The sequence below is a fragment of the Mycobacterium sp. WMMD1722 genome, assembly GCF_049315205.1.
Taxonomy (GTDB): Bacteria; Actinomycetota; Actinomycetes; order Mycobacteriales; family Mycobacteriaceae; genus Mycobacterium.
This window is the reverse complement of sequence record NZ_CP186056.1, coordinates 1,720,899-1,734,290: the sequence shown is the minus strand read 5'-3', so window position 1 is coordinate 1,734,290 and position 13,392 is coordinate 1,720,899. Positions and strand designations below refer to the sequence as shown.

16 protein-coding genes are annotated in these 13,392 nt (G+C 69.8%); 8 read left to right on the top strand and 8 right to left on the bottom strand.

Annotated elements, in window-relative coordinates; genetic code table 11:
• The first annotated feature begins 8 nt into the window (after positions 1 to 8).
• The 3 genes from ACN27E_RS08135 to recX all read left to right on the top strand — a co-directional run bounded on the left by ACN27E_RS08135 (position 9) and on the right by recX (position 1,928).
• Positions 9 to 203: a DUF3046 domain-containing protein gene (locus ACN27E_RS08135; RefSeq protein WP_422748088.1), complete on the top strand. Its 195-nt coding sequence runs from the start codon at positions 9 to 11 to the stop codon at positions 201 to 203.
• A 170-nt stretch (positions 204 to 373) separates the two neighbouring features.
• On the top strand, positions 374 to 1,417 hold the full coding sequence (gene recA, locus ACN27E_RS08130; protein WP_422748087.1) for a recombinase RecA: 1,044 nt from the start codon (positions 374 to 376) through the stop codon (positions 1,415 to 1,417).
• The gene (gene recX, locus ACN27E_RS08125) at positions 1,383 to 1,928 is read left to right on the top strand and encodes a recombination regulator RecX (RefSeq protein ID WP_422748086.1); all 546 of its coding nucleotides are present in this window, start codon (positions 1,383 to 1,385) and stop codon (positions 1,926 to 1,928) included. Before recA ends, recX begins: the two co-directional genes overlap by 35 nt.
• Here the strand turns inward: recX and ACN27E_RS08120 are convergent.
• The 6 genes from ACN27E_RS08120 to ACN27E_RS08095 all read right to left on the bottom strand — a co-directional run bounded on the left by ACN27E_RS08120 (position 1,885) and on the right by ACN27E_RS08095 (position 5,871).
• Positions 1,885 to 2,154: a hypothetical protein gene (locus ACN27E_RS08120; protein WP_422748084.1), complete on the bottom strand. Its 270-nt coding sequence runs from the start codon at positions 2,152 to 2,154 to the stop codon at positions 1,885 to 1,887. The genes recX and ACN27E_RS08120 overlap by 44 nt on opposite strands.
• Positions 2,155 to 2,159: 5 nt before the next feature.
• Positions 2,160 to 2,564 carry a DUF1622 domain-containing protein gene (locus tag ACN27E_RS08115; RefSeq protein ID WP_422748081.1) on the bottom strand — a complete coding sequence of 135 codons (405 nt, stop codon included), beginning with the start codon at positions 2,562 to 2,564 and terminating at the stop codon, positions 2,160 to 2,162.
• Positions 2,565 to 2,634: 70 nt separating this feature from the next.
• Positions 2,635 to 3,510: an amino acid ABC transporter permease gene (locus tag ACN27E_RS08110; protein WP_422748080.1), complete on the bottom strand. Its 876-nt coding sequence runs from the start codon at positions 3,508 to 3,510 to the stop codon at positions 2,635 to 2,637.
• A 61-nt stretch (positions 3,511 to 3,571) separates the two neighbouring features.
• A complete protein-coding gene (locus ACN27E_RS08105) occupies positions 3,572 to 4,252 on the bottom strand; it encodes an amino acid ABC transporter permease (RefSeq protein WP_422748077.1) in 681 nt (226 codons plus the stop codon).
• 21 nt (positions 4,253 to 4,273) lie between these two features.
• Complete coding sequence (locus ACN27E_RS08100) at positions 4,274 to 5,122, bottom strand: glutamate ABC transporter substrate-binding protein (protein WP_422748075.1); 849 nt, start codon at positions 5,120 to 5,122, stop codon at positions 4,274 to 4,276.
• 20 nt (positions 5,123 to 5,142) lie between these two features.
• Positions 5,143 to 5,871 (bottom strand): amino acid ABC transporter ATP-binding protein, encoded by a 729-nt coding sequence (locus ACN27E_RS08095; RefSeq protein WP_422749706.1) that lies wholly within the window; start codon positions 5,869 to 5,871, stop codon positions 5,143 to 5,145.
• A 102-nt stretch (positions 5,872 to 5,973) separates the two neighbouring features.
• On the opposite strand from ACN27E_RS08095, the gene miaB reads away from it, so the two are divergent.
• Positions 5,974 to 7,542 (top strand): tRNA (N6-isopentenyl adenosine(37)-C2)-methylthiotransferase MiaB, encoded by a 1,569-nt coding sequence (gene miaB / locus ACN27E_RS08090; RefSeq protein ID WP_422748073.1) that lies wholly within the window; start codon positions 5,974 to 5,976, stop codon positions 7,540 to 7,542.
• Positions 7,539 to 8,117 (top strand): hypothetical protein, encoded by a 579-nt coding sequence (locus tag ACN27E_RS08085; protein ID WP_422748071.1) that lies wholly within the window; start codon positions 7,539 to 7,541, stop codon positions 8,115 to 8,117. The genes miaB and ACN27E_RS08085 overlap by 4 nt, the downstream gene beginning before the upstream one ends.
• 4 nt (positions 8,118 to 8,121) lie before the next feature.
• Here ACN27E_RS08085 and ACN27E_RS08080 read toward each other — a convergent pair whose 3' ends face one another.
• Positions 8,122 to 9,483, bottom strand: coding sequence for a DUF349 domain-containing protein (locus ACN27E_RS08080; protein WP_422748069.1), 1,362 nt, complete (start codon positions 9,481 to 9,483; stop codon positions 8,122 to 8,124).
• Positions 9,484 to 9,714: 231 nt separating this feature from the next.
• Between ACN27E_RS08080 and ACN27E_RS08075 the strand changes: the two genes are divergently transcribed.
• Positions 9,715 to 10,581 carry a DMT family transporter gene (locus ACN27E_RS08075; protein ID WP_422748068.1) on the top strand — a complete coding sequence of 289 codons (867 nt, stop codon included), beginning with the start codon at positions 9,715 to 9,717 and terminating at the stop codon, positions 10,579 to 10,581.
• Here the strand turns inward: ACN27E_RS08075 and ACN27E_RS08070 are convergent.
• Positions 10,578 to 11,675 (bottom strand): hypothetical protein, encoded by a 1,098-nt coding sequence (locus ACN27E_RS08070; protein WP_422748067.1) that lies wholly within the window; start codon positions 11,673 to 11,675, stop codon positions 10,578 to 10,580. The two genes, ACN27E_RS08075 and ACN27E_RS08070, sit on opposite strands and share 4 nt — an antisense overlap.
• A gap of 116 nt (positions 11,676 to 11,791) precedes the next feature.
• Here ACN27E_RS08070 and ACN27E_RS08065 point away from each other — a divergent pair, with 116 nt between their 5' ends.
• Together ACN27E_RS08065 and miaA are read left to right on the top strand one after the other, a co-directional pair.
• The gene (locus tag ACN27E_RS08065) at positions 11,792 to 12,484 is read left to right on the top strand and encodes a hypothetical protein (RefSeq protein WP_422748065.1); all 693 of its coding nucleotides are present in this window, start codon (positions 11,792 to 11,794) and stop codon (positions 12,482 to 12,484) included.
• Positions 12,481 to 13,389: a tRNA (adenosine(37)-N6)-dimethylallyltransferase MiaA gene (gene miaA, locus ACN27E_RS08060; protein ID WP_422748063.1), complete on the top strand. Its 909-nt coding sequence runs from the start codon at positions 12,481 to 12,483 to the stop codon at positions 13,387 to 13,389. Before ACN27E_RS08065 ends, miaA begins: the two co-directional genes overlap by 4 nt.
• Positions 13,390 to 13,392: the final 3 nt, after the last annotated feature.

Here is a 13,392-nt window from a genome sequence, read left to right as displayed (position 1 = left end):
TGGTCTTCGTGCGGTTGACGGAATTCCGCGAGCTCGTCGAGGGTCAGTTCGGACCGGTCCGCGGGCAGTCGCTCCTGGTGGACCATGTGCTGACCGCCCTCGGTGGCCGGACGGCCGCTCAGGCCATCGAAGACGGCGTCGAGCCGCGTGACGTGTGGCGGGCGCTGTGTGCCGATTTCGACGTCCCGCGCGATCAGTGGTGAACCCGACGGTGCGCTGAGGCCTCGTCCGGCGCGCCTCCTTGCCATCGAACACACGTTCGCTAACGTGGTCGGTGTTCGTCCGCGGTGACTTGTCGGTGGCCACCTCTACTGTCGCAGCCAACCGACCGGATCGCCCGGTCACCCGAACATCCATGAGGACGGAGAGACAGATGGCGCAGCAGGCCCCCGATCGCGAGAAGGCCCTCGAACTGGCGCTCGCGCAGATCGACAAGAACTTCGGCAAGGGTTCGGTGATGCGGCTCGGCGACGACGTCCGCGCGCCGATCTCGGTCATCCCGACCGGATCCATCGCCCTGGACGTGGCGCTGGGCATCGGCGGCCTGCCCCGCGGCCGGGTCGTCGAGATCTACGGCCCGGAATCCTCGGGTAAGACCACCGTGGCGCTGCACGCGGTGGCCAACGCCCAGGCTGCGGGCGGGATCGCGGCGTTCATCGACGCCGAGCATGCGCTCGATCCCGACTACGCCCAGAAGCTCGGTGTGGACACCGACTCGCTGCTGGTGTCGCAGCCCGACACCGGGGAGCAGGCGCTCGAGATCGCCGACATGCTGATCCGGTCGGGTGCGCTGGACATCCTGGTGATCGACTCGGTGGCCGCGCTGGTTCCCCGCGCCGAGATCGAAGGTGAGATGGGCGACAGCCACGTCGGCCTGCAGGCCCGGCTGATGAGCCAGGCGCTGCGGAAGATGACCGGTGCGCTGAACAACTCGGGTACCACCGCGATCTTCATCAACCAGCTCCGCGAGAAGATCGGCGTGATGTTCGGCAGCCCCGAGACCACCACGGGCGGTAAGGCGCTGAAGTTCTACGCCTCGGTCCGCATGGATGTCCGCCGCATCGAGACGCTCAAGGACGGCACCGACGCCGTGGGTAACCGCACCCGCGTCAAGATCGTCAAGAACAAGGTGTCGCCGCCGTTCAAGCAGGCCGAGTTCGACATCCTCTACGGCAAGGGCATCAGCAAGGAGGGCTCGCTCATCGACATGGGCGTGGAGCACGGCTTCATCCGCAAATCGGGCTCATGGTTCACCTACGAAGGGGAGCAGCTGGGGCAGGGCAAGGAGAACGCCCGCAACTTCCTGCTGCAGAACCCCGAGGTGGCCAACGAGATCGAGAAGAAGATCAAAGAGAAGCTCAACATCGGCGCTGTGGTGACCGATGACGACGTCCTCCCGGCGCCCGTTGACTTCTGAGCCGGCCGCATCGGAACCGGGTCGCGAAGAGCAGGCGCGGGCGTACTGCCTGCGCCTGCTCACCGCGCGGGCGCGCACCCGCTCGGAGCTGGCCGCAAAGCTCACTCAACGGGGCTATCCCGACGACGTCGGTGAACGCGTGCTCGACCGGCTGGCCGACGTCGGGTTGATCAACGACGAGGACTTCGCCGAGCAGTGGGTCCGATCCCGACACACTCATGCCGGGAAAGGCAAGCGCGCGTTGGCTGTCGAACTCCGCCGCAAGGGCGTCGACGCGCAGGTCATCACCGAAGCGCTCGCCGACATCGACGCGGGAGCCGAACGCCGACGCGCCGAAGAGTTGGTTCGTGCGCGGCTGCGCCGGGAGAGGCTCGACGACGATCCGGCTGAGCAGACCAAGGTGATGCGGCGGCTGGTGGGCATGCTGGCTCGCCGTGGATACGGCCAGACGATGGCCGCCGACGTGGTCAGTGTCGAACTGGCCGGGGAGCGCGAACGCCGTCGGGTCTGACGGCCCTCAACAGACTGCCGGTGACCAGACGCCGTAGCAGGATCACCGCGGCGGTGACGGCGATCGCCGGCCAGTCGGCATCGGCGCTGAGCCGCAGCAGGCCCGCGGCGAGTAGCAGGTCGAGCAGCACGTGCAGGGCGAGTGCCGGTTGCCGGAACATCAGCACTGTCGCGGCACTCAGGACGATCCCGGCGCCGGCGATACACCACGAGAGGCCGACAACCATCGTGGTCACGGTGCCGATTCCGTCGTCCGCCGTTCGCCCCGCTGCTGCTCGACCGTGCGCTGTTCCTCGGCGATCTCGCGGGCCAGGAAGAAGTTCAGTGCGGTCCGGATCGCGGCGATCGCGGCCAGCTTCCCGATCTCGTCGAAAGACGGCGAGATCGCGGTCCGAAGCACATCACTGGCCAGCTGGAACTCCAGACCGAGCGCCAGGAATCGGCCCAGGGTGAGTCGCACCCCGGTGAATTCGCCGATGTCGCGCCGGGTGAGTGCGATGACGAACTTGGTGATCGCGACCAGCGCGCCGGCCACAATGACCACCGCTCCGCAGGCCTCGACCAGCCGCACGGCGACGTCGACGACACTGCGCAGCGTCGATTCGGGCAGGAGGTCGAACGCCAGCGTCTCGATCATCCGCTCAGTGTGGCCCGGTGAGCCCGCCGTGGGCGCCGATCGTGGCGAGAAGTCGGGACGACCGCAGCAGTCAGACCGCTTTCGCGCCCGGAGCGCCCTCCTGCTCGACGGCGTCGGCCTCCAGCGGAGCCGGCCCGCGCCGCGACCGGCGCAGCCGGCGTTCCAATCGGGTGGCCACCGCCGACAGCGCGAAGTTCACGCTGATCATCAACAACGCGATCACGATGAGGGCGGGAATGTAGTTGCCGTACGACGACCCCACCACGGTGCCCTGGCGCACCATCTCGACGAACGTGATCTGGTAGCCGATCGCGGTGTCCTTGAGCACCACGACCAGCTGGGATACCAGCACCGGCAGCATCGAGGTCACCGCCTGCGGCAACAGCACCGAGCGCATGGTCTGACCCCACCGCAGGCCCAGCGCCGACGCCGCCTCGGACTGTCCACGCGGCAACGCGGCCACCCCGGCGCGCACGATCTCGGCGATGACCGCGCCGTTGTAGAGCGTCAGACCCGTGATCACCCCGGCCAGCGCCAGATACTGCGAGGCGAACACCTCATAGAACGCGTAGAGGAAGTACGCGAAGATCATCATGATCAGAACCGGTACGGCGCGGAAGAACTCCACGATCACCGCACACAGCCACCGAATGGGCGCGATCACCGACAGCCGCCCCACCCCGAGCACGAAGCCCAGCGCCAGCGCCAGCACGATCGACACCGCCGCGGCGGTCAGGGTGCCCTCGACACCGGGCAGCACGTAGGTCGTCCACAGATTCGAGGTCAGGAACGGCTCCCACTTCGCCGCGTCGAGCTGACCTTTGGCCTGCAGCCGGGCGTACACCCCCCACACCACCGCCACCAGGAGCAGCACCGTGACGACGGTGACGATGTGGTTTCGCCGCCGGGCGCGCGGGCCGGGGGCGTCGAAGAGGACCGAACTCATTGTTGTCCGTTCTTCGCGCAAGCGCTCATCAGTGGCGTCTCGTTCTTCGCGCAAGCGCTCATCACCGCGCCACCGCCCAGCGCCTACCCAACCAGCCGAACACCAGCCCCAGTGGCAGCGTCAGGATGATGAATCCGGCCGCGAAGATCGTCCCGACGACCATCAGCGCAGCGGTGTTCTCGATCATCTCCTTCATCAGCAGAGCCGCCTCCGCCACCCCGATCGCCGAGGCGATGGTGGTGTTCTTCGTCAACGCGATGAGCACCGAACCCATCGGGATCAACACTGCGCGAAACGCCTGCGGCAGCAGGATCATCCGCAGATTCTGACCGAACGTCAGACCCAGCGACCTGGCCGCCTCGGCCTGACCCAGCGGCACGGTGTTCACCCCCGAGCGCACCGTCTCACAGACGAACGACGCGGTGTAGACGGTCAGGCCGAGCACCGCCAGCCGGAAATTGCTGTCCTCGATGGACGTCGTCGACTGCGGGTCGACCAGCGTGATGCCCAGCGTCTGGGACACCCCGAACGAGCAGAACAGGATGATCAGCGTCAGCGGGGTGTTGCGCACGATGTTGACGTAGGAGGTCCCCACCCAGTTGAGCACCGGCACCGGCGACAGCCGCATCGCGGCCAGCACCGTACCGAGGACGAGAGCTCCCACCGCGGAGAAGACCGTCAGCTGGATCGTGGTCCAGAACGCCTCGAAGATCTGCGGGCGGTATTCGGTGAATATCTCCACGGCCGGAGCGGGTCCTCGAGGTCAGTAGCGATCGATGGGCGGCGGCGTCGGCGCAGTGATGCCCGCCGGGCCGAGGTTCTTGTCGAACGCTTCCTTCCACGCCCCGCTGGATTCCATCTTCTCGATGGCATCGTTGATCTTGGTGCGCAGCTCGGTGTCGCCCTTCTTCAGGCCGATGCCGTAGCGCTCCTCGGAGAAGGTCCCGCCGACCACCTTGAACGCACCCGGATCCTGCGCGGCGTATCCGGCCAGGATCACCTCGTCGGTGGTGACCGCGTCGATCGCGCCGTTCTTGAGTGCCTCGATGCACGCCGAGTACGTGTCGTACTGCTGCAGCTGCACCCCGGGATACTCGTCCTTGATCCGCTGTGCAGGTGTCGAGCCCGACACCGAGCACAGTCGCTTGTTGTTCTGCAGCGACGCCGCACCGGTGATGTCGGTGTTGTCCTCGCGGACCAGCAGGCTCTGACCGGTGAGCAGATACGGTCCGGCGAAGTCGACCTTCTCCTTGCGGGCATCGGTGATCGAATAGGTCGCGACGATGTAGTCCACCTGGCCGTTCTGGATCAGCGTCTCGCGCTGCCCGGACGGGGACTCTTTCCACTCGATCTTGTCCGGTGCGTAGCCGAGTTCCCCGGCGACGTAGGTCGCCACGTCGACGTCGAAGCCGCTCATCGTGCCGTCGGGATTCTTCAGGCCCAGACCGGGCTGGTCGAACTTCGTGCCGATGACGATCTTGCTGTCGTCGCCGCCTCCGCCGCCCCCGCAGGCCACGGCCGCGAACGGAAGGGCGGCGGCCAGTGCCAGCGCACCGACGACGCGTCCGGAAAGGGAGGGCTTCCGAAGAACGGACGTGGAGAAAACAGGCATAGCGTTCCTTTCGCCGGTATTCAGTGGTGGAGGATCTTGCCGAGGAAGTCTTTGGCGCGATCGGTGCGGGGATTGTCGAAGAACTGGGCGGGATCGGAATCCTCGAGGATCGCGCCGTCGGACATGAACACCACGCGGTCCGATGCGCGGCGCGCGAAACCCATCTCGTGGGTGACGACCAGCATCGTCATCCCCTCGCCGGCCAGCGACGACATCACCGACAGCACTTCGTTGATCATCTCCGGATCCAACGCGCTGGTCGGCTCGTCGAACAGCATGACCTTGGGGTTCATCGCCAGCGAGCGGGCGATCGCCACGCGCTGCTGCTGCCCGCCCGACAGCGCAGCGGGATACTTGTCGGCCTGGTTGGCCACCCCGACACGCTCGAGCAGCGCCATCGCCGACTCGCGCGCCTGTTCCTTGGACAGCTTGCGCACCTTCATCGGCGCCAGCGTCACGTTGTCGAGGATCGTCTTGTGCGCGAACAGGTTGAACGACTGGAACACCATGCCCACGTCGGAGCGCAACTGCGCGAGCTTGCGGCCTTCGGCGGGTAACTCCTCGCCGTCGATCGCAATGCTGCCCGAGTCGATCGTCTCCAAGCGGTTGATGGTGCGGCACAACGTGGACTTGCCCGAACCCGACGGTCCCAGCACGACGACCACCTGCCCGCGGTGCACCATGAGGTCGATGTCCCTGAGTACGTGCAGGCTGCCGAAGTGCTTGTTGACCCCCTGCATCGAAATCATCGGCGCCGTCTGCGTCGGTTCGACCATGGCAGCTGACCTTACCCAGGGTCGCTGCCATGTGCCCGGAACTCGTCAATCCGACGCCCCCGTACCATTGGGGCCGTGACTTCGACGGTGACCCAGGACGTGGTGGCGGCGCCGCCTCGTCCCGCACGCACCTTCCAGGTCCGCACCTACGGCTGCCAGATGAACGTGCACGACAGCGAACGGCTGGCCGGGCTGCTCGAGGCGGCCGGGTACCGGCGCGCCGCCGAGGGCGCCGACGCCGACGTGGTGGTGTTCAACACCTGCGCGGTGCGGGAGAACGCCGACAACAAGCTCTACGGCAACCTGTCGCATCTCGCGCCGCGCAAACAGTCCGACCCCGACCTGCAGATCGCCGTCGGCGGGTGCCTGGCCCAGAAAGACCGCGAGGCGGTGCTGAACCGGGCGCCGTGGGTCGACGTCGTGTTCGGTACCCACAACATCGGCGCGCTGCCCACGCTGCTCGAGCGCGCCCGGCACAATCGGGTGGCGCAGGTGGAGATCGCCGAATCTCTGCAGGAGTTCCCGTCCACGCTGCCCGCGGCGCGCGAATCCGCCTATGCCGGTTGGGTGTCGGTGTCGGTGGGCTGCAACAACACCTGCACCTTCTGCATCGTTCCGGCGCTGCGCGGCAAGGAGGTCGACCGGCGACCCGGCGACATCCTGGCCGAGGTGCAGACGCTCGTCGACCAGGGTGTGCTCGAAGTGACGCTGCTGGGTCAGAACGTCAACGCCTACGGGGTCTCGTTCGCAGCGGACGAGCGCTTGCGCGAGGACCCGACGATGTGGCGGGAGTTGCCCCGCGACCGCGGCGCATTCGCCAAGCTGTTGCGCGCCTGCGGCGGCATCGACGGCCTGGAACGAGTGCGCTTCACCTCGCCGCACCCCGCCGAGTTCACCGACGACGTGATCGAGGCGATGGCCGAGACCGCGAATGTCTGCCCGGCACTTCATATGCCGCTGCAGTCGGGTTCGGACCGCATCCTCAAGGCGATGCGCCGGTCCTACCGCGCCGAGAAGTATCTGGGCATCATCGACCGGGTCCGCGCAGCGATTCCGCACGCCGCGATCACCACCGATCTGATCGTCGGTTTCCCCGGCGAAACCGAGGAGGACTTCCAGGACACCCTCGACGTGGTCGCGGCCTCCCGATTCGCCAGCGCGTTCACGTTCCAGTACTCGAAGCGCCCCGGTACCCCGGCCGCCGACATGCCCGGTCAGTTACCGAAATCGGTTGTCAGCGAACGCTATCAACGGCTGATCGAGCTGCAGGAGAAGATCTCACTGGAGGAGAACCTCGCCCAGGTGGGTCGCACCGTCGAGCTGCTCGTCGCGACCGGCGAGGGGCGCAAAGACGCCGCGACCGCTCGGATGTCCGGCCGCGCCCGCGACGGGCGGCTCGTCCACTTCGCGCCCGGCTCGAATTCTTCCGCCGACCGCGCCATCCGCCCCGGCGATGTGGTCACCACGACCGTCACCGGGGCCGCGCCGCATCACCTGATCGCCGACGCCGAACTGCTGTCGCACCGTCGCACCCGCGCCGGAGACGCACACGCCGCCGGGCTTCGTCCGCGCACCGGCACCGGTCTCGGGATGCCGGGCATCGGGGTGCCCGCGCCTGCGCCCGCAACGGGGTGTTCGCGGTGACCCGTCCCGGCGAGTTCGACGACTTCAAGGGCGACCTGGAAGCCGCCGAACGGCGTGTGGCGCGCGAATTCGATCCGGGCGCAAGAGCTTTGGTCGTCGCCATCCTGGTATTCCTGGTGCTGCTGTCGTTCGTGCTGCCGCACACCGGCGGCGCCAGGGGCTTCGACGTGCTGGTCTCCTCCGACGCCGCGGCCCGCGAGGGCGTCTCGCTTCCCTCCCGGGTTTTCACGATCCTGGCGATCGTGTTCTCGGTGGGATTCTCGATACTGGCCCTGCTGACCCGCCGGTGGGCCGTGGCCTGGATCGCGCTGGCCGGCTCCGCAGTGGCCAGTGTCATCGGCATGCTCGCCGTGTGGTCCCGGCAGACCGCAGCCGACCCGTACCCCGGCCCGGGCATCGGCCTGATCGTGGGCTGGCTGGCCGTCATCGTCCTGACGTTCCATTGGGCCCGGGTGGTGTGGACCAGGACCGCGGTGCAGTTGGCCGCCGAAGAGGAGCGACGCCGCCGCGCCGCCGAGACCGAACAGCGGGGACTGCTCGACGACGACGACAAGCGGCCGCCGCCCGGCGCGTGAGGATCTAGCGGCGCTTGCCCAGCGCCTCGACCGCGGCGTCGGCCCACTGACGCCACTGCTCGGCGTTGGCCCTGGCCTTCTCCGCGTCCTTGGTCTTGCCCGCCGCGGCGGCCTTCTCGGCCTGGCGCTCGTACTGTTCGGCGCGGGCGCGGAACTGATCGGCGCGCGCCTGAGCCTCCGGGTCGACCCGGTTGGAGGTCGCAGCGTCGCGGATCCGCTGCTCGACCGCCCGCAACCGCCGCTCGAGGTCGGCGCTGCGCTCCCGCGGCACCTTGCCGATCGCATCCCATTTGTCGCCGATCGTGCGCAGTGCGGCCCGGGCGGCGTCCAGATTCGACGTGTCGAGCTGCTCGGCCTGAGCCAGCAGCGCCTCCTTGGCCGCGAGATTGGTGCGGAACTCGGCGTCGCGTTCGGCGGTGGCGGCATTGCGGGCGGCGAAGAAGGTGTCCTGGGCGGCCTTGAAGCGCTGCCACAGGGCATCGTCGACGTCCTTGGCGGCGCGGCCGGCAGCCTTCCACTCGGCCAGTAACTCGCGGAAGGCGCCGCTGGTGGGTCCCCACTCGGTCGACCCGGCGAGCTTCTCGGCCCGTTCGCACAGCGCTTCCTTGGCCTGACGCGCCCCGGCGCGGCCCCGGTCGAGCTCGGCGAAGTGACTCCCGCGGCGCCGGTTGAACGTCTCACGCGCGGCCGAGTAGCGCTTCCACAGCGCATCGTCGGTCTTGCGGTCCAAACCGGTGATGGTGCGCCACTCGTCGAGGATCTCGCGCAACCGGTCACCCGCGCTCTTCCACTGCGTCGAATTGGCGGCCAGCTCCTCGGCCTCGGCGGCCAGCGCCTCCTTGCGGGCCAGTTGGGCGGCGCGGTGCTCGTCGCGGCGGGCCCGCTCGGCCTGCGCGGCCTCGTCGGCGTGCTCCACGATGGCGCTCAGGCGTGCGGCCAGCGCATCGACGTCCCCCAGCACGTGCGCCTCGGGCAGGCCCTCGGCCAGCGTCGCGGCGGCCGCCTTGATCTTGCGGGCATCGCCGGCGTGGGACGCCAGCCGGGTCTCGAGCAGGACCACCTCGGTGTGCAGATCGTCGAACCGGCGACCGAAGTGGGCGAATGCGGCCTCGGGTTCGCCGGCCTGCCAGGAGCCGATGACCCGCTCGCCGGATCCGGTCACCAGCCACACGGTGCCGTCGTCGTCCACGCGGCCGTAGCGGTGCGGATCGTTGGCCGTCGTCGCGGCCACGGGCGCAGCAGGCCGACCCGGCCGGGGTGCGGGGCGCGGGGCCGGTCGGGGACCCGGCGTGGGCACCGGTCGGGGCGCCGGTGCCGCGGTCGCGTCCGTGACCTCGGAAGTGCCGCCTGGCTCGCTGGTCGTCATATCCGTCCTCGCACAATCCGCGCGGGTGTTCCGCGCACTGCCGCGCACCGCGGCGCCCTCTGTCTGGTGTCCGATCAGAAGCGACAACGCTTCGCCCGCTATTCAAACAGGTCACCGCGGGGTGCGCGCACACTTGACCCCTTCGGTTTGCGCGACCGCGGGGTTCCTGGGCACGCTCAGACCCTCGTCGGCTCGGCTGAGCCGTTCCTCACGAACCCGACCGGAGACCACATGGCTCGCGCGGACATCGCCGCGCTCCTCGCGCTGGGCGCCGCTTTCTTCATCGCGATCGGCGACGTCATCCAGCAGCGTTCGGCTCACGCCGTCACCGAGGAGCCGACCGGCCACCTCGCGCTGCTCTGGCAGCTGCTGCGCGATCCACGGTGGTGGGCGGGCGGAATTGTCGCCGTCGCCGGGTTCGGGCTGCAGGCCGCCGCCCTCGGGCTCGGCTCGGTGCTCCTGGTGCAGGCACTGCTGGTGACCTCGCTGCTGTTCGCCCTCCCGATCAACGCCCGGCTCACCCATCGCCGGGTCACCAGGTGGGAATGGCTGTGGGCCGTGCTGCTCGCCGGGGCGGTCGCGGTGATCGTCACCGTGGGCAATCCCACCGAGGGGCAGGCGCGCGCCGGACTGGAGGTCTGGGCGGTGGTCGCGGCAGTACTGGGGCCGGCGCTCGTGCTCTGCGCGATCGGGGCGCGGATCTGGCGCGGCACCGCAGGGGCGGTGCTGCTGGCCCTCGTCTCCGGAGCGCTGTGGGGGGTGTTCGCGGTACTCACCAAAGGCGTGGTTGAACGGCTCGACGACGGGCTGGCGGCGGTACTCGCCACCCCGGAGCTCTACGCACTCGGGGTCGTCACCGTCGCCGGCACGGCCTATCAGCAGGCGGCGTTCCGGGCGGGCGCGCTGACCGCCTCGCTACCCACCATGACCGTCGCCGAACCGGTCGTCGCCTCGGTGCTCGGCGTGGTGGTGCTCGGCGAGACCATGCGGCCCGGTGAGGCCGGTTGGCTGACCCTGATCGTGGCCGCCACCGCCATCGTCGCGGCGACCGCTGCGCTGGCCCGTAGCGAGGCTGCCGGCAGCACCGCCCAAATCTAGAGGCGCCGCACCCCGGTGGCGCGCAGTTCGACGACGGCGGCGAATCCGTCGTGGTCCCCGGTGGTCTCCTCGCGATTCTGCACAGCGTTGCCCAGGAACAACGCGCCGAGATCTGCCGCACCGTGACCGATCAGGCTGTCGCGCAGGGTGTCTCGCGCCGCCACGAAGGACACGTAAGTGTGGGTGAGCTGCCCGCCGGAGAACCCGACCTCCTCGCGGCTGAGCGTCGCGGTCCAGACGTATCCCACCCCGTCGGGCGCCGGAGCCGGTCCGAAGAACCGGGCGTGGTCGTTGGGGAGCAGGTAGAAGTCGTTGGAGAACGCCTCCTGCGCACCGGTGGGCTCCTGGTCGTAGATGACGCCGTCGATCAATCCGCGGTAGCCCGTGCTGTGGACGGTGCGTGCCGGGAAACCGGCCGCGGTCAGGTCCTCGGTGAGTCGCTGCGCAGACTCTTCAGGGGTCCTGGAACCGCGGTCGAGCACCACGACGTTGACCGGTTCCAGCAGTGCGCGGTCGCCGAAATACCGCTGGCCGAGCCAGTCGGAGATCTGACCGTTGGGCTGCAGCGACCACGAGCCGATGTCTCCGTAGGGGGTCGCGACGCTGTCGTCGGGCTGCGGGTCCCCGGGCAGGCCGGCCGGCGATGCGTCCGACGGCACCGACAGTCCGGGAGCGACCGGAACTGCCCGTGCCGGGCTACCGCGCTGCTCACGGCTCGCCGCGGCGAGCACGGTCTGCACCACCGGTGCCGCGGGTGCCGGAGCGCCGGGGGATTCGTCGGCCGCCGCGGCGGCGCGTGCGGCGATCCGCCGCGAGACCGGCGCCGACACGGTTCGCTCGTCGCTGTCGTCGCGTCGGGTGCGGTCGACGCCCTGGGTGCCGCGCCCGCGGTCCCGGACTTCGTCGTCGCTGCCCCCAACCGGCGAGTCGTTCGTCGCCGCGGACGCCGACACCCCGGACCGAGGAGTCTGCGGACCTGCGCCGGTGGCCGAGGACTCGACGTCGGCGTGGGCGACGGCGGGCGACCCGGCCAACGCCATCCCGACGCCGACGACCGCGCCGGCCAGCCATATGAGACGGCCTTGGGTATCCATCGGTCGAGTATGGGCCGACCACGGTGTCGGCAGGATCGGAAAGTGCGGCGTCTCAGCTGATTTTCACGTCCACGCCATCCGCCGGTTGTCGACAGGTCGTGGCCTAGGTTGGTGGCGTGCTGTCCGCCGTCGCCCTGATGCCGTCCGCACCCGTGCTCGTGCCCGAACTGGCCGGCGGGGCAGCCGACGAGCTGACCGATCTGCGCGATGCCGTCGCTGTCGCCGTCGAGACGCTGCCGGACCGTTGGGTGGCGCTCGGCGTCGGTCCGGACGACGCGGTGCTCACCCCGCCGCGAGCAGGCACTCTCGCCGGCTACGGCGCCGACGTGCCCGTGACCCTGTCACCCCCGGACGGCCCGGTGCCGGCGCCGGTGCAACTGCCGTTGTGCGCATTGATCACCGGCTGGGTGCGCGGCCGGTTCGCCCCCGGGGCATCCGCCGAGGTGCGGGTGTTCTCCGTGGACCACCCCGCCGAGGCCGCCGTGGCTCGTGGCCGAGATCTGCGCGGCCTGATCGACGAGGCCGCGGATCCGGTCGGCGTGCTCGTCGTCGCCGACGGCTGCCACACCCTGACCCCGCCCGCCCCCGGCGGATATGACCCCGATTCGCTGCCGGTGCAGGCGGCGCTGGACGACGCACTGGCCGCCGGTGACAGCGCCGCGCTCACGCGGCTACCCGCATCGGTGGTCGGCCGCGTCGCCTATCAGGTACTGGCGGGTCTGGTCGACTCCGGGCCCCGGGCGACGCGGGAGCTCTACCGCGCCGCGCCCTACGGGGTGGGTTATTTCGTCGGCCTCTGGCGGCCATGACCAGACCGATCGCCGTCATCGGCCCGACCGGGACCGGGAAGTCCGCGCTCGCCCTCGCGGTGGCCGAACGGCTCGGCGGAGAGATCGTCAACGCCGACGCCATGCAGCTCTACCGCGGGATGGACATCGGGACCGCGAAGCTACCCGTCGACCAGCGGCGGGGCGTCCCGCACCACCAGCTCGACGTGCTGGCCGTCACCGAGACCGCGTCGGTGGCCCGCTACCAGGCTGCGGCGGCCGCCGACGTCGAGGCGATCGCGGCGCGCGGCGCCGTGCCGATCATCGTGGGCGGTTCGATGATGTACATCCAGGCGCTGCTCGACGACTGGGCGTTCCCGGCCACCGACCCGGCCGTACGCGACCGGTACGAGCGCCGCCTCGCCGAGCTGGGGGTGGCGGCGCTGCACCGCGAACTGGCCGCCGTGGACCCCGGGGCGGCCGCCTCGATACTGCCGACCGACGGCCGGCGCATCGTGCGCGCGCTCGAGGTGGTGGAGCTGACCGGCCAACCGTTCGCGGCGTCGGCGCCCACCATCGGGCCCGCGCGCTGGGACACCGCGATCGTGGGTCTGGACTGGCCGACCCCGCAGCTCGACGACCGGCTCGTCCGGCGCACCGACGCCATGTTCGACGACGGCCTGGTCGCCGAGGTGGTGGCCCTGGCTGCCGACGGGTTGCGGGAGGGGGTGACCGCGGCGCGGGCGCTGGGCTATGCGCAGGTGCTCGCCGACCTCGACGCCGGCGGCGACGGATCGGCCGCCCGGGAGCCCACCTACGTGGGCACCCGCCGCTACGTGCGGCGGCAGCGGTCCTGGTTCCGCCGGGATCACCGCGTGCACTGGCTCGACGGCGCGTCCGACGCGGCCCTGGCGGACACGCTGCGGGTGTGGCGCGCCGTATCCTGACCT

Excerpts from the sequence above, each read along its gene's own strand:
- recA (WP_422748087.1), top strand. The coding sequence starts at position 374 with ATGGCGCAGCAGGCCCCCGATCGCGAGAAGGCCCTCGAACTGGCGCTC.
- recX (WP_422748086.1), top strand. The coding sequence starts at position 1,383 with ATGACGACGTCCTCCCGGCGCCCGTTGACTTCTGAGCCGGCCGCATCG.
- ACN27E_RS08120 (WP_422748084.1), bottom strand. The coding sequence starts at position 2,154 with ATGGTTGTCGGCCTCTCGTGGTGTATCGCCGGCGCCGGGATCGTCCTG.
- ACN27E_RS08115 (WP_422748081.1), bottom strand. The coding sequence starts at position 2,564 with ATGATCGAGACGCTGGCGTTCGACCTCCTGCCCGAATCGACGCTGCGC.
- ACN27E_RS08110 (WP_422748080.1), bottom strand. The coding sequence starts at position 3,510 with ATGAGTTCGGTCCTCTTCGACGCCCCCGGCCCGCGCGCCCGGCGGCGA.
- ACN27E_RS08100 (WP_422748075.1), bottom strand. The coding sequence starts at position 5,122 with ATGCCTGTTTTCTCCACGTCCGTTCTTCGGAAGCCCTCCCTTTCCGGA.
- ACN27E_RS08095 (WP_422749706.1), bottom strand. The coding sequence starts at position 5,871 with ATGATTTCGATGCAGGGGGTCAACAAGCACTTCGGCAGCCTGCACGTA.
- ACN27E_RS08080 (WP_422748069.1), bottom strand. The coding sequence starts at position 9,483 with ATGACGACCAGCGAGCCAGGCGGCACTTCCGAGGTCACGGACGCGACC.
- ACN27E_RS08075 (WP_422748068.1), top strand. The coding sequence starts at position 9,715 with ATGGCTCGCGCGGACATCGCCGCGCTCCTCGCGCTGGGCGCCGCTTTC.
- ACN27E_RS08070 (WP_422748067.1), bottom strand. The coding sequence starts at position 11,675 with ATGGATACCCAAGGCCGTCTCATATGGCTGGCCGGCGCGGTCGTCGGC.
- miaA (WP_422748063.1), top strand. The coding sequence starts at position 12,481 with ATGACCAGACCGATCGCCGTCATCGGCCCGACCGGGACCGGGAAGTCC.